This is a genomic window from Buttiauxella agrestis ATCC 33320 (genome assembly GCF_000735355.1).
GTDB lineage: Bacteria > Pseudomonadota > Gammaproteobacteria > Enterobacterales > Enterobacteriaceae > Buttiauxella > Buttiauxella agrestis.
In genome coordinates, this window is record NZ_JMPI01000030.1 from 237909 (window position 1) to 257675 (window position 19767).

Annotated in this window: 22 protein-coding genes; 7 read left to right on the top strand and 15 right to left on the bottom strand. The window is 49.5% G+C overall.

The genetic code is table 11. The annotated features are described in order from the left end of the window. Nucleotides 1–50: 50 nt before the first annotated feature. From lpxM to znuA, 3 genes are all read right to left on the bottom strand, one after another. Entirely contained in the window at nt 51–1025 is a 975-nt protein-coding gene (gene lpxM, locus GBAG_RS11375) for a lauroyl-Kdo(2)-lipid IV(A) myristoyltransferase (protein WP_034496001.1), read from the bottom strand. 123 nt (nt 1026–1148) lie between these two features. Further along, the gene (mepM, locus tag GBAG_RS11380) at nt 1149–2471 is read right to left on the bottom strand and encodes a murein DD-endopeptidase MepM (RefSeq protein WP_072011171.1); all 1323 of its coding nucleotides are present in this window, start codon (nt 2469–2471) and stop codon (nt 1149–1151) included. A gap of 15 nt (nt 2472–2486) precedes the next feature. Continuing rightward, nucleotides 2487–3431, bottom strand: coding sequence for a zinc ABC transporter substrate-binding protein ZnuA (gene znuA / locus GBAG_RS11385; RefSeq protein WP_034496307.1), 945 nt, complete (start codon nt 3429–3431; stop codon nt 2487–2489). 79 nt (nt 3432–3510) lie between these two features. On the opposite strand from znuA, the gene znuC reads away from it, so the two are divergent. Beyond that, nucleotides 3511–4266, top strand: a complete 756-nt coding sequence (gene znuC / locus GBAG_RS11390; protein ID WP_034496003.1) for a zinc ABC transporter ATP-binding protein ZnuC — start codon at nt 3511–3513, stop codon at nt 4264–4266. Then, complete coding sequence (znuB, locus tag GBAG_RS11395) at nt 4263–5048, top strand: zinc ABC transporter permease subunit ZnuB (protein WP_034496005.1); 786 nt, start codon at nt 4263–4265, stop codon at nt 5046–5048. The genes znuC and znuB overlap by 4 nt, the downstream gene beginning before the upstream one ends. A gap of 48 nt (nt 5049–5096) precedes the next feature. On the opposite strand, the gene ruvB is transcribed toward znuB, so the two are convergent. From ruvB to aspS, 6 genes are all read right to left on the bottom strand, one after another. Further along, entirely contained in the window at nt 5097–6107 is a 1011-nt protein-coding gene (ruvB, locus tag GBAG_RS11400; protein ID WP_034496006.1) for a Holliday junction branch migration DNA helicase RuvB, read from the bottom strand. A 21-nt stretch (nt 6108–6128) separates the two neighbouring features. Beyond that, nucleotides 6129–6740: a Holliday junction branch migration protein RuvA gene (ruvA, locus tag GBAG_RS11405; RefSeq protein ID WP_034496009.1), complete on the bottom strand. Its 612-nt coding sequence runs from the start codon at nt 6738–6740 to the stop codon at nt 6129–6131. Between the two features lie 79 nt (nt 6741–6819). After that, nucleotides 6820–7341: a crossover junction endodeoxyribonuclease RuvC gene (ruvC, locus tag GBAG_RS11410; RefSeq protein WP_034496011.1), complete on the bottom strand. Its 522-nt coding sequence runs from the start codon at nt 7339–7341 to the stop codon at nt 6820–6822. Then, the gene (locus GBAG_RS11415; protein ID WP_034496310.1) at nt 7341–8084 is read right to left on the bottom strand and encodes a YebC/PmpR family DNA-binding transcriptional regulator; all 744 of its coding nucleotides are present in this window, start codon (nt 8082–8084) and stop codon (nt 7341–7343) included. Before GBAG_RS11415 ends, ruvC begins: the two co-directional genes overlap by 1 nt. A gap of 19 nt (nt 8085–8103) precedes the next feature. Next, entirely contained in the window at nt 8104–8553 is a 450-nt protein-coding gene (gene nudB / locus GBAG_RS11420; protein ID WP_034496013.1) for a dihydroneopterin triphosphate diphosphatase, read from the bottom strand. After that, nucleotides 8554–10326: an aspartate--tRNA ligase gene (aspS, locus tag GBAG_RS11425; RefSeq protein ID WP_034496015.1), complete on the bottom strand. Its 1773-nt coding sequence runs from the start codon at nt 10324–10326 to the stop codon at nt 8554–8556. A gap of 254 nt (nt 10327–10580) precedes the next feature. Between aspS and GBAG_RS11430 the strand changes: the two genes are divergently transcribed. From GBAG_RS11430 to cmoB, 5 genes are all read left to right on the top strand, one after another. After that, complete coding sequence (locus GBAG_RS11430) at nt 10581–11147, top strand: hydrolase (RefSeq protein ID WP_034496017.1); 567 nt, start codon at nt 10581–10583, stop codon at nt 11145–11147. Further along, a complete protein-coding gene (locus tag GBAG_RS11435) occupies nt 11144–11962 on the top strand; it encodes a DUF72 domain-containing protein (protein WP_034496019.1) in 819 nt (272 codons plus the stop codon). The genes GBAG_RS11430 and GBAG_RS11435 overlap by 4 nt, the downstream gene beginning before the upstream one ends. A gap of 69 nt (nt 11963–12031) precedes the next feature. After that, nucleotides 12032–12427 (top strand): MAPEG family protein, encoded by a 396-nt coding sequence (locus GBAG_RS11440; RefSeq protein ID WP_034496020.1) that lies wholly within the window; start codon nt 12032–12034, stop codon nt 12425–12427. A gap of 47 nt (nt 12428–12474) precedes the next feature. Then, on the top strand, nt 12475–13218 hold the full coding sequence (gene cmoA, locus GBAG_RS11445; protein WP_034496021.1) for a carboxy-S-adenosyl-L-methionine synthase CmoA: 744 nt from the start codon (nt 12475–12477) through the stop codon (nt 13216–13218). Further along, nucleotides 13215–14186: a tRNA 5-methoxyuridine(34)/uridine 5-oxyacetic acid(34) synthase CmoB gene (gene cmoB / locus GBAG_RS11450; protein WP_034496023.1), complete on the top strand. Its 972-nt coding sequence runs from the start codon at nt 13215–13217 to the stop codon at nt 14184–14186. The genes cmoA and cmoB overlap by 4 nt, the downstream gene beginning before the upstream one ends. A 31-nt stretch (nt 14187–14217) precedes the next feature. On the opposite strand, the gene fumD is transcribed toward cmoB, so the two are convergent. From fumD to cutC, 6 genes are all read right to left on the bottom strand, one after another. Beyond that, the gene (gene fumD / locus GBAG_RS11455) at nt 14218–14430 is read right to left on the bottom strand and encodes a fumarate hydratase FumD (RefSeq protein ID WP_034496024.1); all 213 of its coding nucleotides are present in this window, start codon (nt 14428–14430) and stop codon (nt 14218–14220) included. A gap of 99 nt (nt 14431–14529) precedes the next feature. Continuing rightward, nucleotides 14530–14748, bottom strand: coding sequence for an acyl carrier protein (locus GBAG_RS11460; protein WP_034496026.1), 219 nt, complete (start codon nt 14746–14748; stop codon nt 14530–14532). Between the two features lie 15 nt (nt 14749–14763). Continuing rightward, nucleotides 14764–16200, bottom strand: a complete 1437-nt coding sequence (locus GBAG_RS11465; RefSeq protein ID WP_034496028.1) for an AMP-binding protein — start codon at nt 16198–16200, stop codon at nt 14764–14766. After that, nucleotides 16197–17318, bottom strand: a complete 1122-nt coding sequence (locus GBAG_RS11470; RefSeq protein WP_034496031.1) for an MBOAT family O-acyltransferase — start codon at nt 17316–17318, stop codon at nt 16197–16199. The genes GBAG_RS11465 and GBAG_RS11470 overlap by 4 nt, the downstream gene beginning before the upstream one ends. 127 nt (nt 17319–17445) lie before the next feature. Continuing rightward, a complete protein-coding gene (locus GBAG_RS11475; RefSeq protein ID WP_034496312.1) occupies nt 17446–18585 on the bottom strand; it encodes a D-alanyl-lipoteichoic acid biosynthesis protein DltD in 1140 nt (379 codons plus the stop codon). Nucleotides 18586–18973: 388 nt separating this feature from the next. Then, nucleotides 18974–19714, bottom strand: a complete 741-nt coding sequence (gene cutC, locus GBAG_RS11480) for a copper homeostasis protein CutC (protein WP_034496033.1) — start codon at nt 19712–19714, stop codon at nt 18974–18976. Nucleotides 19715–19767 lie beyond the last annotated feature (53 nt).

Here is a 19767-nt window from a genome sequence, read left to right on the forward strand (position 1 = left end):
CAGCATAAAAGTAAAAGGGGCCGATTGGCCCCTTTATCATTTCTTATTCTTTATTTCTTAGGATACAACTCTTTACGCTGGTAGGGTTCGGTCTCCCCCTCTTTGCGCGTTTTAAGCAGCTTTAAAATCCAGGTGTACTGCTCAAGATTTGGCCCCACTAAAATTTCGACTTCTTCGTTCATGCGCCGGGCAATGGTGTTGTCATCGGCTTCAAGTAAATCGTCCATCGGCGGGCGAATATAAATATCCAGACGATGCGTTTTCCCGTTGTATACCGGGAAAAGTGGCACAACCCGCGCGCGCGAGACTTTCATTAAGCGGCCAATTGCTGGCAGTGTTGCTTTGTATGTCCCGAAGAAATCCACAAATTCGCTGTGCTCCGCGCCATGATCCTGATCGGGGAGATAATAACCCCAGTATCCCTGGCGCACCGAGCTAATAAACGGCTTAATCCCATCGTTACGCGCGTGCAAACGTCCACCAAAACGGCGGCGCACGGTATTCCACATATAGTCAAAAAGCGGGTTGCCCTGGTTATGGAACATCGCCGCCATTTTTTGGCCCTGGGACGCCAATAACATCGCGGGGATGTCTACGGCCCAACCATGCGGAACGAGGAAAATAACGTTTTCTTCCCGCTGTTTTATCTCTTCGATAATCTCTAAACCGTGCCAGTCAACACGCGTCATGATTTTTTGCGGGCCTTTAATCGCCAGCTCCGCCATCATCACCATCGCCTGCGGGGCGGTGGCAAACATCTCGTCGATGACCGCTTCACGCTCTGCTTCAGGCATATCAGGGAAGCAATACAATAAATTAATTTGCGCGCGACGGCGGGCACTTTTCCCGAAGCGTCCGGCAAGACGCCCTACTTTACCCAGCAGAGGATCGCGTAACGAAGGCGGTAACATTGCCAGTCCAGCGAACGCGCCAACGCCTAACCAGGCGCCCCAAAATTTCGGATGCAAGAAGGCTTTTTGAAATTCTGGAATGAACTCACTGTGACTTTTTTTTGCTTTTTCCATGCATATTCTCAGTACAGCATCAAATCATTGATGACATGAATTTGTAAGTATATTAGCGGGGTAATGCCCATCAGACAAAGAAAAAGCCGGTCACTGAGTACCGGCTTTTTTCACACAGCTTAATTAATTGAATCTAAGCTGCGGTGTAACTTCACGAACCTGCGCCAGGTAATCACTACGATCTGAACCGGTTAGCCCTTCGGTACGTGGTAGTTTCGCGGTTAATGGATTGACTGCCTGCTGGTTAACCCACACTTCGTAGTGCAAATGTGGCCCGGTTGAACGCCCGGTATTCCCCGAAAGCGCGATACGATCACCACGTTTAACTTTCTGACCAGGCTGAACCAGCAGTTTCTTCAGGTGCATGTAACGCGTGGTATAAGTGCGACCGTGACGGATAGCAACAAAATAACCGGCAGCGCCGCTGCGTTTTGCCATCACCACTTCGCCATCACCCACTGACAGCACTGGCGTACCCTGAGGCATCGCAAAATCGACACCCTTGTGCGGAGCCACACGGCCCGTTACCGGGTTGAGGCGACGCGGGTTAAAGTTTGACGAGATACGGAACTGCTTGGCCGTTGGGAAACGCATAAAGCCTTTGGCCAGTCCGGAACCATTACGGTCGTAGAATTTACCGTCTTCCGCACGAATGGCGTAATAATCTTTACCACTGCTACGCAAACGCACACCAACCAGTTGGCTTTGCTCACGCTTTCCATCAAGCATTTCACGTGACATGAGGACAGAGAATTCATCGCCTTTTTTCAGTTTGCGGAAATCCATCTGCCATTGCATAGCTTTGATAACCGCGCTGATTTCAGCACTGGTTAAACCGGCGTTTTTCGCACTGCTGACAAAACTGCCGCCAACCGTGCCTTTGAGCACATTGTTAACCCACTCGCCTTGCTGCATTTCGCTGCTGAGTTTGAAAGTGCTGCCTGAACGGTCGTAAGTACGGGTTTCACGACGCGACATTTCCCACGTCATGCGCTGTAATTCGCCGTTATCGTTAAGCGTCCAGGAAATTTGTTGGCCAATTTTCAGATTACGCAGGTCTTTATCCACTGCGGCAAGCTGGCCGATATCGCCCATATCAATGCCGTACTGGTTTAGAATGCTGCTGAGCGTATCCCCTGTGGAGACGACATACTCATGAACACCGGTTTCACCCGCTGTTTTATCATCGAGTTCATCTTGAGGGATGGTGTCATCTTCGGCGTCCGGGGACTGATCAAGCGGTTCACTGGCTTCAGGAAGTAACGAACGAATCTCGTTTTTCTCAAGCTCAATGGTTTTGATAACGGGGCTGGCTTCAGGGTGATAGACGTACGGTCGCCAGACAGCGACCGCAAGTGTAAGAACTGTAAGAGACCCCAGCATAACGCGATGGGGCCGGGACAAATTGTCGAATGCCAGGGCGACAGAGCGGGCTATCTGTTGCACGTATTCACTTCCTCACTATTCTCCTTTCAGGCAGCTCGCATACTGATTCGCAAGCCCGTTCAAAAACTGCATATAGCTGTCTTTGCCGAGCTTAACCTCAATCCCCAGCGGGTCCAGCGTTCCGGAACGAACGTTAGTGCCACGGGCAACGGCATTGATGACGGCTGGCCTGAATTGCGGTTCAGCAAAAACGCATACGGCTTTTTGCTCAACCAACTGTGTTCTGATGTCATGTAAACGCTGCGCACCGGGCTGAATTTCAGGGTTTACGGTAAAATGGCCAAGCGGCGTTAGACCGTAATGTTTTTCAAAGTAGCCATAAGCGTCGTGAAAAACGAAATACCCTTTTCCTTTGAGCGGTGCGAGCACGCTACCAACTTGCTTATCGATGTTGGCTAATCCTAGCTCGAAAGTCTGCAAGTTGGCGTCTAGTTTGGCTCTATTTTGGGGCATAAGTTCCACTAATTTATCGTGGATTGCAACCGCCGACAGCCGCGCTACCTCTGGGGAAAGCCAAATATGCATGTTGTATTCACCGTGATGGTGATCTTCGTCACTATTTTCGGCTGAATGGTCATGGCCTTCATGGCCGTGGTCATCATCGTCGTCGCCTTTCATGAGCAACGGTTTCACGCCTGGCAAAGCCGCCAGTTGCACTTGTTTTTGTTCAGCTAATTGGCTGACTGACTTCTGCATGAAGGCTTCCATTTCTGGGCCGACCCACACCACTAAGTCCGCGCTTTGTAAGCGTTTTACATCAGATGGACGAAGTGCATAATCATGCTCAGAAGCACCGTCTGGCAGCAAAACTTCAGTTGGCGTGACGCCATCTGCGATTGCCGCAGCAATAAATCCTAATGGCTTGATAGAGGCAACAACAGCGGCCTGCGCCGGGACGGCTGCGGCACCCAAAAATGCAGTTGTTAAAGCTGCGCAAAGAAATGAGTTTTTATGTAACATAATGCGACTTTTCATCGTTATGAATGTGAGATGTGTGATATTATAACATCCGCTAACTTCTGCAACCCCTGAAATTGTCATGACAAATCTGGTATCACTGGAAAATATCTCTGTTTCATTCGGACAACGCCGCGTGCTGTCTGATATTTCGCTCGATCTCAAACCTGGCAGAATTTTAACGCTGCTGGGGCCAAATGGTGCAGGAAAATCAACGCTGGTTCGCGTGGTGCTGGGTCTGGTAGCACCTGATGAAGGTGTTATCAAGCGAGACCGCGATTTGCGAATTGGTTATGTGCCGCAAAAACTGCATCTCGATACCACGCTGCCGCTAACGGTGAGTCGATTTATGCGTTTACGCCCTGGCGTAAAAAATGCAGATATTTTGCCCGCGCTTAAACGCGTTCAGGCAGCTCACCTGATTGAAGCCCCAATGCAAAAGCTTTCCGGTGGTGAGAACCAACGCGTTCTGCTGGCCCGTGCATTGTTAAATCAGCCGCAGTTACTGGTGCTGGATGAACCCACCCAGGGTGTTGATGTTAACGGCCAACTGGCACTGTACAACCTGATTGATCAGCTGCGTCAGGAGCTGAATTGCGCAGTGATGATGGTTTCCCACGACCTGCATTTAGTAATGGCAAAAACGGATGATGTGTTGTGTCTCAACCACCACATTTGCTGCTCTGGCACTCCGGAAGTGGTGTCGATGCATCCAGAATTTATTTCGATGTTTGGTGCGCGCGGTGCTGAGCAATTAGGGATTTACCGTCACCACCACAATCACCGTCACGATCTTACAGGACGTATTGTTTTGCGCAGAGGAAATGGCCAGCCATGATTGAATTGTTGTTGCCCGGCTGGCTTGCCGGGATTTTGCTGGCGTGTGCCGCGGGGCCATTAGGCTCGTTTGTTGTCTGGCGCAGGATGTCCTACTTTGGCGATACCCTCGCCCACGCTTCGTTGTTAGGCGTGGCATTTGGTCTGCTACTCAATATCAATCCGTTTTATGCGGTAATTGCCGTGACCTTAATGTTGGCTCTGGGTTTGGTGTGGCTTGAGAAGCGCCCGCATCTGGCACTGGATACGTTGCTGGGCATTATGGCGCACAGTGCGCTTTCTCTTGGCCTGGTGGTTGTCAGCTTAATGTCAAACGTACGCGTCGATTTGATGGCGTATCTGTTTGGCGATCTGCTCTCCGTGACAATGCCCGATATTATTTCTATTGCTTTGGGCGTCGCCGTGGTCGTTGGCGTGCTTCTCTGGCAGTGGCGTAATCTATTGTCGATGACCATCAGCCCGGATCTGGCCCATGTTGATGGGGTTAATCTGCAACGCGTGAAGATGCTGTTGATGCTGGTAACGGCGCTAACTATCGGTGTGGCGATGAAATTTGTCGGTGCGCTGATCATCACTTCCCTGCTGATTATTCCGGCGGCAACCGCACGCCGCTTTGCGCGTACACCAGAGCAAATGGCGGGTTTTGCCGTGATTATCGGTATGCTCTCAGTCACGGGCGGACTGACGTTTTCAGCATTTTATGACACGCCCGCCGGGCCTTCAGTCGTGCTGAGTTCGGCGGTGTTGTTTGTGTTGAGTATGGCGAAGAAGCAAGCGGCTTAAAACAACCCTCATCCCAACCTTCTCCCTGAGGGAGAAGGAGATGGGGATTCATGGTAACGCGGGCGGTACAATCCCGAAGTGAGTCCATGCTCTTGGTGTTGCCATTCGGCCACGAGGAGTGCGTTGCAGAAAGCCCTGCTGAATCAAAAATGGCTCCAGCACATCTTCGATGGTTTCCCGTTCTTCCCCAATTGCCGCCGCAAGGTTATCCAGCCCAACCGGGCCACCGAGGAACTTGTCTATTACCGCCAGCAATAACTTGCGGTCCATATAGTCAAACCCTTCGGTATCCACGTTCAGCATATCTAACGCTTGTGAAGCAATCTCACCATTAATGGTGCCATCGTGTCTGACTTCCGAAAAATCACGTACGCGGCGCAATAAGCGGTTAGCAATACGCGGTGTACCACGCGCTCGTTTCGCCACTTCGAATGCGCCCTCTTCGCTCATCTCAAGCCCCAGTACACTCGCGCTGCGGCCTACAATGTGCTGCAAATCAGCGACCTGGTAAAACTCCAGACGCTGCACAATGCCGAAACGGTCACGCAGTGGCGAAGTCAGAGAACCAGCGCGCGTCGTTGCGCCAATCAGGGTAAAGGGCGGCAAATCAATTTTAATAGAACGTGCCGCTGGGCCTTCACCAATCATGATATCGAGCTGATAATCTTCCATTGCTGGATACAGCACTTCTTCAACAACGGGCGATAAACGGTGGATTTCATCGATAAAGAGAACGTCATGGGGTTCAAGATTGGTCAGCATGGCTGCCAAATCCCCTGCTTTTTCCAGCACCGGGCCGGAAGTGGTGCGCAGATTCACACCCATTTCGTTGGCGACAATATTCGCCAGCGTGGTTTTACCCAACCCTGGCGGGCCGAAAATTAACAGATGATCGAGCGCATCCCCACGCAATTTCGCCGCCTGGATGAAAATCTCCATTTGCGATGTGACCTGCGACTGGCCGACATAATCCGCCAGGAAACGCGGGCGAATTGCGCGGTCAATTAACTCATCAGGGGTGATGGTGTCTGGCGATACCAGACGGTCTGCTTCAATCATCCTTCATCTACCTCAGGGGCTTCAAAGTGCGGCACGGAGCGCTTCGCGGATCAGGGTTTCACAATCGGCACCCGCTTTGCCTACTTTGCTCACCATACGACTCGCTTCTTGTGGTTTATAGCCCAGCGATACCAGTGCGGCAACTGCTTCCTGTTCAGCGTCGTCAGTAACTCCACTTTCCGGCGCAGTCAATACCAGATCTGATGCCGGGGTAAACAGATCGCCATGCATGCCTTTGAAGCGGTCTTTCATCTCAACAATTAAGCGCTCGGCGGTCTTCTTACCCACACCAGGCAGCTTAACCAGCGAGCCAATCTCTTCACGCTCGACGGCGTTCACAAACTGTTGTGCCGACATACCAGAAAGAATAGCGAGTGCCAGTTTCGGGCCGACGCCATTGACTTTAATCAGCTCGCGGAACAGCGTGCGTTCTTGTTTGTTATTGAAACCGTAGAGCAACTGCGCGTCTTCACGCACCACAAACTGGGTAAACACCACCGCTTCTTTACCGATTTCCGGGAGTTCATAGAAACAGGTCATCGGCATATGGACTTCGTACCCCACGCCACCGACTTCCATAAGTACCAGCGGCGGCTGTTTTTCAAGGATGATGCCTCTGAGTCGACCAATCACAATATGCTCCTGCGTTTAGCGGTTATGCCAAAAATTTTGCTTATCATATAAAAAAGGCTGGATGAATATCCAGCCATATTTATTTTAATCGTCCCCGCGACAAATTAAGCCGCGTATCGCTCATCTGCATCGAGTTCTGCGTCACGTGGCAATGCGTGATAGCAATTGCCAGCGCATCGGCGGCATCCGCTTGCGGGTTGGCGGAGAGTTTTAGCAAGGTGCGCACCATATGTTGCACCTGGCTTTTCTCCGCACTACCGATGCCCACCACCGTCTGTTTTACCTGACGGGCGGCATACTCAAACACCGGCAAATCATGGTTTACGGCGGCGACAATCGCGGCCCCACGAGCCTGACCGAGTTTCAAAGCAGAATCTGCATTTTTCGCCATAAATACCGATTCGATGGCGAAATACTCGGGCTGGAACTGGGTAATAATTTCGCTCACCCCCGCGTAGATAAGCTTCAAACGCGAGGGTAAGTCGGTCACCTGAGTACGGATACAGCCGCTACCCAAATAGGTTAGCTGCCGCCCGGTCTGGCGAATAACGCCATAACCGGTGACGCGCGATCCCGGGTCAATACCGAGAATGATCGCCATTACAGAGTTGCCGCAACCTCGTCAGAGATCTCGCCGTTGTGATAAACCTCTTGCACGTCATCACAGTCTTCCAACATGTCGATAAGGCGCATCAGTTTCGGTGCAGTTTCTGCATCCATATCCGCTTTGGTAGATGGGATCATAGAAATTTCTGCTTCGTCGGCTTTCAGGCCTGCGGCTTCAAGCGCGTCACGTACCGCACCCATTTCTTCCCACGCGGTGAACACGTCAATTGCGCCGTCGTCATAAGAGACAACATCTTCAGCACCCGCTTCCAGCGCCGCTTCCATCACGGTGTCTTCATCTTTGCCTGGGGCATAAGAGATAACGCCTTTTTTGGTGAACAGATAAGCCACAGAACCGTCAGTTCCCAGGTTGCCGCCACATTTATTGAACGCATGGCGCACTTCCGCCACGGTACGGTTACGGTTGTCACTCAGACATTCAACCATGACCGCAGAACCACCCGGACCGTAACCTTCATAGATGATGGTTTCCATGTTGGTATCTTCATCGCCACCCACACCACGTGCGATCGCACGGTTTAAGGTGTCACGCGTCATGTTGTTGGATAACGCTTTATCAATCGCTGCACGCAGACGCGGGTTAGAACCCGGATCACCACCGCCCAGACGGGCTGCTGTTACCAGCTCACGGATAATTTTGGTGAAAATTTTACCGCGTTTGGAATCCTGCGCAGCTTTGCGGTGCTTTGTGTTGGCCCACTTACTATGACCTGCCATAAAAATATCTCCAAAATGGCTACCTGGCGGCAGCATTAATTACAAACTCTTCAATCGCCTGCCGGTTGCTCCACGACTTAGTCATAGCCGCCGCAGCTGGTGCGTCAGTCCATTCCCAGGCCAGATGTTCCGAAATGGTTATCTGGCGTTCGTTTGGCAGCGCAAGACAGAACCAATATTCTGTGTTGCGCGTAATGCCCGGCGCATAGCGATGACGCAAATGTGTAAAAATCTCGAATTCCACGCAGCGTTGGCAGTCATTCAAGGTCAGATGCTCTGACTCAACGTCGATATCGACCTCTTCCTTTACTTCACGCTGCGCGGCATACAGCGCGGTTTCACCCTCTTCTATGCTGCCGGTAACCGACTGCCAGAATTCAGGATCGTCGCGCCGCTGTAACATGAGCACCCGTCCGGTGTCTTGAGCATAAATGACCACTAACACCGAAACGGGAGGCTTAAAGGCCATTTATTCTTTCTCAGCCTTTTTAATCACTGCCACACCCAGTTCAGCCAGCGCTGTTGGGTTGGCGAAGCTTGGTGCTTCGGTCATCAGACACGCTGCTGCGGTAGTTTTAGGGAACGCGATAACATCACGGATGTTGTCGGTGCCGGTCAACAGCATAGTCAGACGATCCAGACCAAACGCCAGGCCCGCGTGTGGCGGTGTACCGTATTTCAGGGCATCAAGCAGGAAGCCAAACTTTTCGCGCTGGTCTTCTTCCGTGATACCCAGAATGCCGAACACAGTCTGTTGCATCTGGCCGTTGTGGATACGCACGGAACCGCCGCCAACTTCGTAACCGTTGATAACCATATCGTAGGCGTTTGCCACAGCCGCTTCTGGATCTGCCGCCAGTTCTTCCGGGGACATATCTTTCGGGGCAGTGAACGGGTGGTGCATTGCGGTCAGGCCGCCTTCGCCGTTGTCTTCAAACATAGGGAAGTCGATAACCCACAGTGGTGCCCATGCTTTTTCATCGGTGATGCTCAGATCTTTACCGATTTTCAGGCGTAATGCGCCAAGTGCATCGGCAACTACTTTTTTGTTGTCTGCGCCAAAGAAGATCATGTCGCCATCTTGCGCACCAGTACGCTCCAGAATAGCTTCAACGATTTCAGCATTCAGGAACTTAGCCACAGGGCTAGTGATGCCTTCGATGCCTTTCGCACGCTCGTTCACTTTGATGTAAGCCAGCCCTTTCGCGCCGTAAATTTCAATGAACTTGCCGTAGTCGTCAATCTGTTTACGGCTTAACTGTGCGCCACCTGGCACTCGCAGCGCTGCAACGCGGCCTTTAGCATCATTTGCCGGGCCCGCGAAGACTTTAAACTCAACGTCTTTGAGCAGGTCAGCAACGTCCACCAGCTCCATTGGGTTACGCAAATCGGGTTTGTCTGAACCGTAACGACGCTCCGCTTCTGCGAAAGTCATGATTGGGAAATCGCCCAGATCGACGTTTTTCACATCCAGCCACAGATCGCGCACCAGTTTTTCCATCACTTCACGCACTTGTGGCGCGGTCATGAAGGATGTTTCGACGTCGATTTGAGTAAACTCAGGCTGACGGTCAGCACGTAAGTCTTCATCGCGGAAGCACTTAACAATCTGATAGTAACGGTCAAAACCGGACATCATCAGCAGCTGTTTGAACAGCTGAGGGGATTGCGGCAACGCGTAGAATTTACCTTTATGCACACGGCTCGGCACCAGGTAGTCACGCGCACCTTCCGGCGTGGCTTTGGTCAGCATTGGGGTTTCGATATCCAGGAAACCGTGGTCATCCATAAAGCGGCGCACGAAGCTGGTGATTTTCGCACGGGTCTTCAGGCGGTTCGCCATTTCAGGGCGACGCAGATCCAGGTAACGGAATTTCAACCGCGCTTCTTCAGTGTTGACGTGGTTAGAGTCCAGCGGCAGCGCTTCGGAACGGTTGATGATGGTCAAATCGGTGGCGAAGACTTCTACCGCACCCGTTGCCATATCTTTATTGATGTTTTTTTCATCACGCGGGCGAACGGTACCGGTGATTTGGATGCAGAACTCATTACGCAGTTCGGAAGCAAGCTGGAACGCATCCTGACGATCCGGGTCGAAAAACACCTGCACGATGCCTTCGCGATCGCGCATATCAATAAAGATAAGGCTACCGAGGTCACGACGACGATTGACCCAACCACACAGTGTTACTTGTTGTCCCACATGGGATTGATTGAGCTGCCCGCAATATACTGTACGCATGAGATATCCCTTAAATTAGCCGCTCACTTTTTTATCGGTGGCCACTATTTTTTGTCAGTCAGATATAGTTGAAAAAAGGGGGCTATTATACTGGAAATAATGCTCCACGATAAGCCCGATACATGGGTCAGCATCGTTTCAATGCGCCTCGTTTAGCTTATTCTCACAAAAATTAACAAAATTTGTAAACTATCGCGCTCCTGTTCCGTCGTAAGGTATTACGCGATAACCTTATTTTGACCCGGAGTCACCTCATGTTAGAACTGAATACTTCCAAAACCGCACTCGTCGTTATTGATTTGCAGGAAGGCATCCTGCCATTTGCGGGCGGTCCGCACAGTGCACAGGACGTGGTGGCTCGTTCAGCCAAACTGGCAGAGAAATTCCGCGCAAATGGTGCGCCGGTGATTATGGTACGCGTGGGCTGGTCTAAAGATTTTGCCGAAGCGCTCAAGCAGCCGGTTGATGCGCAGGCTGGCGCACATTCTTTGCCTGACAACTGGTGGGTTTATCCGCAGGCTTTAGGTAAAAAAGACAGTGATATTGAAGTGACTAAACGCCAGTGGGGCGCGTTTTACGGCACCGACCTCGAGCTTCAACTGCGCCGCCGTGGTATCGACACCATCGTGCTATGTGGGATTTCGACTAACATCGGTGTGGAGTCCACCGCGCGTAACGCGTGGGAACTGGGCTTTAACCTGGTCATTGCCGAAGATGCGTGTAGCGCCGCCAGCAGCGAACAACATCAGGGCAGCATGACGAATATCTTCCCGCGTATTGGTCGCGTTCGTAGCACCGAAGAGGTCATTGCAGCGCTGTGATCTACGTTGGCCTTCCACAATGGTCGCATCCGCATTGGGTGCGCCTTGGCATAACTTCTCTTGAAGATTACGCTCGCCATTTTAATTGTGTGGAAGGCAACACCACGCTTTATGCACTACCTAAAGCGGAGATTGTGTCGCGCTGGCGCGAGATGACCTCCGATGATTTCCGCTTCTGCTTTAAATTTCCGGCGACGATTTCCCACAATGCAGCCTTACGCCAGTGTGGAGATTTAACGGCGGAATTTCTCGAGCGCATGTCGCCACTGGCAAACCGCATCGGGCAATACTGGTTGCAGCTTCCGGCTACCTTTGGGCCTTCTGACTTACCCGCGTTGTGGAATTTCCTCGATTCGTTGCCAAAAGATTTCACCTATGGCGTTGAAGTTCGCCACCCTTCTTTCTTCGATAAAAGTGCTGATGAGCAAGCACTTAATCGTGGCCTGCATGAACGTGGTGTAAACCGAGTCATTCTTGATAGTCGCCCGGTTCACAGTGCAAAGCCTCACAATGAAGCCATTCGTGAAGCGCAACGCAAAAAGCCTATAGTTCCGGTTCACGCACTCGTGACGGCCAAAAATCCCATGGTGCGATTCATCGGCAGCGACGATATGGAGCAGAATCTGACGTTCTTTAACGCCTGGATTAAAACCTTGCCAAAGTGGGAACAGACCACCACGCCATACCTCTTTTTACACACGCCAGATATCGGGCTGGTGCAGGACCTGGTTCATACATTATGGCCAGGGCTGCAACTCGCCTTCTCTGAACTGGGTAACGAACCGGCAATTCCAAAACAAAACTCCCTATTTTAGGGGTAGCGACAGCATATGGTTCGCGCTGCTATCATAGGCGTGCTGGAACTATCTCTATAGGATGTGAGTATGGTAAGCGCGCTCTATGCCGTTTTGGGTGCTTTGTTGCTGATTAAGTTCTCGTTTGATGTTGTTCGTATGCGTTTGCAGTACCGCGTCTCATATGGCGATGGCGGTTTTAGCGAACTTCAGAGCGCGATTCGAATTCATGGTAATGCCGTGGAATATATCCCGGTGGCATTGCTACTTTTATTGCTGATGGAAATGAACGGTGCCGAAACCTGGATGGTGCATATTTGCGGGCTTATGCTGATTGCCGGGCGCCTGATGCATGCTTATGGTTTTCATCATCGTTTAATAGCCTGGCGTCGTTCTGGCATGAGTGCCACCTGGTGTTCTTTGCTGCTGATGGTGCTGGCTAACCTGTGGTATATGCCATGGGAGTTGGTTTTCTCGCTGCATTAACGCAAAATATGCCCCTTTCGAAATTTCGAATTTCCGGATTTAACATTATGTCTGACCGCGATACGCTGTTTTCCGCCCCCATCGCCAAATTAGGTGACTGGACTTTTGATGAACGTGTAGCAGAAGTTTTCCCCGATATGATTCAACGTTCGGTGCCCGGCTATTCCAACATTATTTCGATGATTGGCATGCTGGCGGAGCGCTTTGTGGCACCGGGTAGCCAGGTCTATGATCTCGGCTGTTCCCTTGGCGCGGCAACCTTGTCGGTGCGTCGCAACATTCATCATGACAACTGCAAAATTATCGCGGTAGACAACTCACCGGCTATGGTTGAACGCTGCCGTCGTCATCTCGACGCGTTTAAAGCGCAAACGCCGGTGGACGTTATCGAAGGTGATATCCGCGATATCGTTATCGAAAATGCGTCAATGGTAGTGCTGAACTTCACCCTGCAATTCCTTGAACCAGACGACCGTAAACTGCTGCTGGAAAAAATCTATCAAGGCCTGAATCCGGGTGGCGCGCTGGTGCTGTCTGAGAAATTCAGCTTTGAAGATGGTGAAGTCGGTGATCTGCTGTTCAATATGCACCACGATTTTAAACGCGCGAACGGTTATAGCGAGCTGGAAATCAGCCAAAAACGCAGCATGCTGGAAAACGTCATGCTCACCGACTCCGTCGAAACTCATAAACAACGCCTCAAACAAGCCGGATTTGACCACGCAGAATTATGGTTCCAGTGCTTTAACTTTGGCTCTTTGGTTGCACTGAAATCAGGAACATCTGCATGATCGACTTTGGTAATTTTTATCAGCTTATCGCGAAAAGCCCGCTGGCTCCGTGGCTAGAAACGTTGCCTGCGCAAATTGCCACCTGGCAGCGCGAGAATCTGCACGGACAGTTCAAACATTGGTACAACACCGTTGAATACCTGCCTGAACTTGCGCCGTATCGTCTGGATTTATTGCATAGCGTGACGGCGGAATCAGAAGCCCCACTGAGCGAAGGTCAACGCCTGGGCATCGAAAAACTGCTGCGCAACCTGATGCCGTGGCGTAAAGGGCCGTATTCGCTCTACGGTGTAGATATCGACACGGAATGGCGTTCTGACCTGAAATGGGACCGCGTTCTGCCGCACATTTCCCCGCTCGCCGGGCGCACTATTCTGGATGTTGGCTGCGGTAGCGGTTATCACCTGTGGCGCATGATTGGCGCGGGTGCGCATCTGGCGGTGGGTATCGACCCGATGCAGTTGTTCGTTTGCCAGTTTGAAGCCGTGCGTAAATTGCTGGGTAATGACCAACGTGCGCATGTTTTGCCGCTGGGTATTGAGCAACTTCCTGAGCTGAATATCTTTGATACGGTGTTCTCGATGGGCGTGCTCTACCACCGCCGTTCTCCGCTTGATCATCTTTATCAGCTGAAAAACCAACTGGTGAAAGATGGCGAACTGGTACTGGAAACGTTGGTTGTCGAAGGCGACGAAAATACTGTGCTGGTGCCGGGTGACCGTTATGCGCAAATGCGTAATGTGTATTACATTCCGTCGGCGTTAGCGTTGAAAAACTGGCTGGAAAAGTGCGGCTTCGTTGATGTGAGAATTGTGGATCATTGCTATACCACAAGCGAAGAGCAGCGCCGCACAAGCTGGTTGACGACGGAATCATTGGCCGATTTCCTCGACCCGAATGATCCACGCAAAACCGTCGAAGGCTACCCTGCCCCGCTACGTGCGGTGTTGGTTGCACGTAAGCCGTAAGAACCTGAAAGGCCACAAAATGTGGCCTTATTTATTTTGAAGCAAACCCGAGTGCGCGAATCACTTCGCTCATCGCCGCATTTGTCAGCGGTGAACGTTGAATTTTGCTATTGGCAGACATTGCTCTGACCACACCTGCAATCACAACGTGTTTCGGTTCCTGGCCCAGGTCACGCATTTCAAGCACAACCTTTCCAACAACCCTGCACATCTCATCGTAAAGTTCTTTGTCGGTGATATTCATATTATTCTCCGTCGTTGAGACGGCAGACTAACACGTTTAAATCATTAACTTAATAAGCCCAGGCAAAACGCCAGGGCTATCAAGTTTTGAACATGATCTTCAGGCGTTTTCTTCAATCCACGCCGCCAGGATTGCTGGCGTTTTTAAAATATTTGCCACTTCTGTTGGCGGAATAGCACAACCAAACTCCGCCTGGACGTCCAGTACAATATCAACGGCCGTGATCGAGTCGAGAATACCTGATTCAATCAGCTCATCGTTAAATTCAACTTTGCGCGACAATACATTTTCAAATAACGCTAAAATTTTCTGTTCCATTTTTGATCCTCAGGATTAACAAGTACGAGCGTGCGCATCGAGTAACTTACGGTCAATTTTCCCGTTAGTATTGAGAGGTAATGCGTCCATGATGACAATCTGCGATGGCACCATATAAGACGGTAGAATTTGGGTGAGATTCGCTTTAATTTCTTTCTCTGAAAGTTTTGATGAGCAAAAAGCAGCAAGTCGCAACACCGCGCCATCTTTTTTAGTCAGCGGCAAGACCACCGCTTCACTAACCCCTGAAAGGGCTAACAGACGGTTTTCGATTTCGTGAATTTCAATACGATAACCGTTCATTTTTATTTGGCTGTCGTTGCGCCCCTGGCAGTATAAATTTCCTTTACTCATATTCCCCAGATCGCCAGTTTTATACCCGCGCCAATGCTTCGCTTCATTCCATAAAAGTTTTTCAGCATTTTCCTTTGGCAAACCAAGGTAGCCGCGCATCACATTTTTACCCCAGATAATCAGTTCATTATCAGCAGTAATTTCCATTTCTGAATGCGGCATCATCTGACCAATAGGCAACAACTCGCAATCTGACTTCAGTATTTCATCGCTAATTTCGACCACTGTAGTCGCAATAGTTGCTTCGGTTGGGCCATAGGAGTTGAGTATTTTCGCGTCCGGGAAAAGGCGGCGCAGGTGTTTTACCAATGCTTTACTGAGAACTTCACCGATAAAGACAAACACTTTCAAATCGGTTAAGAATTCTGCGCGAAACTCCGGATGCAATAATTTCTGGTAGGCAAAAGACGGTGTTGAAACCCATACGGACACTTTTTGCTGTTTTAGTTTTGCCAACCAATTCTCGGCAGCAATATCTTCCTTGGCATTCAGAACAATATGCCCGCAGGTAGCAAGGTTTCCGAGCAGTGGGATTAACGATAAATCAAAACTGAATACCGCATGGTTCATTAATACGGGATTGGCTGGCAGGGAAAAATCATCGCGTACCCACTGCATGAAATTCCACACGCTTTCACGGCCAATTTGCACCCCTTTTGGCTTACCGGTACTGCCAGAGGTAAACATGATGTAGGCCAAATCTTGCTGTTCCAGATTCTGGGCTGGTACACCGGTCGCCTTAAATGAACGTTGTTCAACGTCATAATAATAAGGAGCACTGGCTAGTTCGCAGATCTCTTTCAGGCGCTCTGCCGGGTAAATATTATCTACCGGGATATAAGGAATGTTGTGTAATAAGCAGCTGTAAATCGCACAGGCGAATTCTGCCTGCTGGTGGCCATAGAGCACAACAGGAACGTTAGATTCCAAATTAAGTGCAGAAAAACGAGCCTTCCAGTCAATGACCGCCGTACTTAATTGCTGCCAGCTCAGGGTATTATCACTTCCACTGATAGCGGGTTGTTGAGCATTTTGCGGATCAAGCAAAACCGCCCGCAGATATTCATTTAGCTGTTGTAATTCAGAGTCATTAGTCATACAGGGGACATTCCGCTAAAGATATAAAGAGATACCGCAGCACTTGCCAGGGTTAAAATACGCCCCACCCACATCATCACGGGTTTATTTAACCAGATAGTGATAACGGGGCTGCGCTTTGCGAGCCAAAGAATCATATTATGGATAACTGAAATCCCTCCGAACAGTGCGCCGCTGACGACATAATTCAGCTCCAGACCATTCCATGCTCCCATGCAAAACAAGGTGCAAAAAATACCGACATTCTGAGCGGTGGCTTTATGATTCCTGAAGAACGTTATTTTCATCAGGTTCATATAAACAGGCATGAAAACAACGTCACGCAGCCACTCTGACAAACTAATATGAAATCTGCGCCAGAAATCCTGCGGATTTTTGGCTAAAATAGGCAAATTAAAATTGGCCGGGATATTCAAACCAAATAGCCGCCCTGCTCCAATCGCCATATTGCTGTAACCCGCAAAGTCAAAGTAAAGATAAAAACTGTAAGCCAGCGACATCACAACGCCCACCGTCAAGGTGAACGGGCGATGGCTCCAGTGGCTAATCACCAGGTTATCAATGAGCATGGCAAACAGGAATTTCTGCACAATGCCATAGAAAATCTGTTCCATAGATTGCAGGAAAACGTCTGTCGTTAAGCGAAATGAAGTTTGCGTTATATCCTGCACCCAGGTTCGCCAGCGATACATCGGCCCCGCCAGCATAATAAAGGGGGAAAAGAGATAACTAAAATATTGCAAGAAACTGCGGGAATCCTTTTTATTACGATAGAGCAAAACATCCACCGCACGGAAAGTCATAAAAGAAAGCCCTATCATTCCCCAGTGGTTATTCAGATGTAATTTCACCAGAATGAGCGGCAGTAAACTCAAAATCACTGACTGCCAGGTTTTTATCCATGATTTATCTTTGCAAGTGGCGATGCCATACAAATAGCCGAACATCAGAATCGGAATCAGTATCTGGTTTTTAAAGATGTATTCCCATACCGCAAACAGTGCAAAAGTCGAAAATAGCGACAGGTAGCTTAACCGATTACCCAGTAAACGATTTATCCCAGCCAATAGCAGTGAACTGGCAAATAAAACTGCAAAAAAAGGTGCGCTTGTATACATTTTCTTATCCTTTAAAACTGCTGATATTCAAAATGCAGCTTTAAATTCATACTGTTGTCGATGGATGACCATGCGACTACGGTTGCCAGCAAAAAGAGGTGGAGGAAAAAGAGTCGAATAGCTTTCTTCATTTTTTAAACGCCTCTGCGATATAACGATCCATGGCGACCCAAGCCAGCTCGGTAGGATGAATACGATCCCAATTCCAGCCATTCTGGTATTTCTGGCTATACATATCGAAGTATGGCGTGTTGTACTTTTGTAATACGGACTGGATATAACGGTCGGTATTTTTGAATTTTTCTGTGTGCTTTAATGCCCACGGATTTAACGGATCGATAATGACCACTACATTGACCTGGCGCCCATGTAAGAGCTTTATCATGTCCTCAAATGCCTGCTCTTCCTGCAACGACGGTGGTGCCGGATACCATTCTTCCGCCGTTTTATCATCCGCAAAGACGTCTTTATCCATCCATAACGTGGCTGGGCTTTCATGTCGGGCGTGGTTAAGTCTTTCTGCCTGCTGAAGCTGCGCATCCCAGTCAATATTTAGCCACGTTTTGTTTATTAACGGCCAGGGATGCGAGCTGGAATGACGGATATGGAACAGCGTCAGGAAATAATCTCTGATCAATTCGCAGAATGAAGAAAACTGATAGTTTATTTCACGCCAGACAATATCGTAATGCCATCCAAAAATACGCATCTGGCTGAATGTCAGATGGTCAACATCTTGCGCATCAATGTGCTTAAGGTAATTTGACAATATCGGACGTAATGTTTTATCCGACATCAGTGGCTTAAAGATTGCGTCTGGAAAATGGTCGGCAAAAATAGTCGGTGGGATACCATCGAAGTAAAAACTATCTGGTGCCAGCAGCAAGACCAGTTTCGTTTTAGGCGAAAGATCTTGTTTAAAGCGAGTCAGCAAAGCAAGCTGCGTCATGTTATCGACGTAGCTATCACCATAGGCAACCGTCGGCTGATGCAGTTGAGTATTAAAGAAATTGTAGACGGCAAAATGCTCATCTTCAGAGGTCGCGACTTCAGAGGCGCCAAGGAAAAACAGTGCATTGCCGTTCAGGGCGTGCGAAATAGTCGCTATTTTTTCAGCCTGAACCTTGCGTGTCCCTTCCATGGTTTTAATTAACGGCTGAAATTTTAATTCAAACTTCTGGCTATCGATAAAAGGTGGTAGAGACAAAACCAGAGCGGCAAGCACGGCCATCGAAATATGCAAACAGAGATTTTTATTTATCTTCATAATTAACACTAAATCACATGCGACTAATTAAAAATAAAAAATAGAAACCGATTCTATCAGCATATTTTTAAACGGATTTTAATCATAAAGGAGCAGAGGGTTCTATTCCTTAAGTGATTAGTATCCGTATGTAACGCAATGTACATCGCAGCAATAATGCCGTTCACAGAGCGAACAAGACAATTTAATAACAAATATCACACAAGATTATTACTTAATATCTTTGATTGCCGAAAGAGTAAATTCAGTACTAAATTCAGTACATAGAAGTGATATTAATTTGCACCAAAATTGAATAAAAAAAGCCCCGATAAAACATCGGGGCCTGGTACGAGCAGCATCACATGGGCGACATGATGCGCGGGCAAAAATCTAAGTGTCAGGTTGCTCAGTGGCTGGCAACTAACACCGTTTTCATTGCTGCTACTACATCGCCATCAACGCAGTAACGGTTAAACTCATCGGCTTCGGCATCCGCACTCATTGACACGCCAGCCTTGCGGTATCGCATCGGTGAAGGCACTGACTGCCCTGCGGAGCTGTGCATCTCGTCAATACCCGCTTCGACGAACTTTTTCAAGTTGCTCAGCCTGACTCCTGCACCCGCCATAATGATTGGAGCACGGGAATGTTGTTTTAGTTCCCTAAGTAATGAAAGTCCTGTCTCTGCATTCTGTTGTTGCCCCGAAGTCAGGATACGCGCCACGCCTAAATCGGTTAATTGCTCCAGCCCCTGATGCGGGTTGTGACACATATCGAACGCCCGATGGAACGTTACCGCCATTCCCTGCGCCTGCTCCATCACCCGTTTCATACGCGGCATATCGATATGACCTTCGCCATCTAACATGCCGATGACCAGACCCGGATATCCGAGTTCACGCACGAAAGCGATATCTTCCAGCATGGTGTCGAATTCAGCATCGGTGTAACAAAAATCACCGCCGCGCGGGCGAATAATCGGATGCACAGGAATCGAAACCCGCTCTTTAACTTTACGCAGTACGCCCGCTGAAGGGGTTAATCCGCCCTCTTTCGGCGCTGCACATAATTCGATTCTATCCGCTCCGGCTTGTTGCGCAGTAACTGCACAGTCTATTCCATAACAACATATCTCAAGCAAAGGCATTGATTACTCCTTAAAAATCTTTAGCCTGGCGGTTGTGCCAACGGTCCAGAATG

Coding starts and splice junctions, on each gene's coding strand:
- lpxM (WP_034496001.1), bottom strand. CDS start 1,025: ATGGAAAAAGCAAAAAAAAGTCACAGTGAGTTCATTCCAGAATTTCAA.
- znuA (WP_034496307.1), bottom strand. CDS start 3,431: ATGTTACATAAAAACTCATTTCTTTGCGCAGCTTTAACAACTGCATTT.
- znuC (WP_034496003.1), top strand. CDS start 3,511: ATGACAAATCTGGTATCACTGGAAAATATCTCTGTTTCATTCGGACAA.
- znuB (WP_034496005.1), top strand. CDS start 4,263: ATGATTGAATTGTTGTTGCCCGGCTGGCTTGCCGGGATTTTGCTGGCG.
- ruvB (WP_034496006.1), bottom strand. CDS start 6,107: ATGATTGAAGCAGACCGTCTGGTATCGCCAGACACCATCACCCCTGAT.
- ruvC (WP_034496011.1), bottom strand. CDS start 7,341: ATGGCGATCATTCTCGGTATTGACCCGGGATCGCGCGTCACCGGTTAT.
- GBAG_RS11415 (WP_034496310.1), bottom strand. CDS start 8,084: ATGGCAGGTCATAGTAAGTGGGCCAACACAAAGCACCGCAAAGCTGCG.
- nudB (WP_034496013.1), bottom strand. CDS start 8,553: ATGGCCTTTAAGCCTCCCGTTTCGGTGTTAGTGGTCATTTATGCTCAA.
- aspS (WP_034496015.1), bottom strand. CDS start 10,326: ATGCGTACAGTATATTGCGGGCAGCTCAATCAATCCCATGTGGGACAA.
- GBAG_RS11430 (WP_034496017.1), top strand. CDS start 10,581: ATGTTAGAACTGAATACTTCCAAAACCGCACTCGTCGTTATTGATTTG.
- GBAG_RS11440 (WP_034496020.1), top strand. CDS start 12,032: ATGGTAAGCGCGCTCTATGCCGTTTTGGGTGCTTTGTTGCTGATTAAG.
- cmoA (WP_034496021.1), top strand. CDS start 12,475: ATGTCTGACCGCGATACGCTGTTTTCCGCCCCCATCGCCAAATTAGGT.
- cmoB (WP_034496023.1), top strand. CDS start 13,215: ATGATCGACTTTGGTAATTTTTATCAGCTTATCGCGAAAAGCCCGCTG.
- fumD (WP_034496024.1), bottom strand. CDS start 14,430: ATGAATATCACCGACAAAGAACTTTACGATGAGATGTGCAGGGTTGTT.
- GBAG_RS11460 (WP_034496026.1), bottom strand. CDS start 14,748: ATGGAACAGAAAATTTTAGCGTTATTTGAAAATGTATTGTCGCGCAAA.
- GBAG_RS11465 (WP_034496028.1), bottom strand. CDS start 16,200: ATGACTAATGACTCTGAATTACAACAGCTAAATGAATATCTGCGGGCG.
- GBAG_RS11470 (WP_034496031.1), bottom strand. CDS start 17,318: ATGTATACAAGCGCACCTTTTTTTGCAGTTTTATTTGCCAGTTCACTG.
- GBAG_RS11475 (WP_034496312.1), bottom strand. CDS start 18,585: ATGAAGATAAATAAAAATCTCTGTTTGCATATTTCGATGGCCGTGCTT.
- cutC (WP_034496033.1), bottom strand. CDS start 19,714: ATGCCTTTGCTTGAGATATGTTGTTATGGAATAGACTGTGCAGTTACT.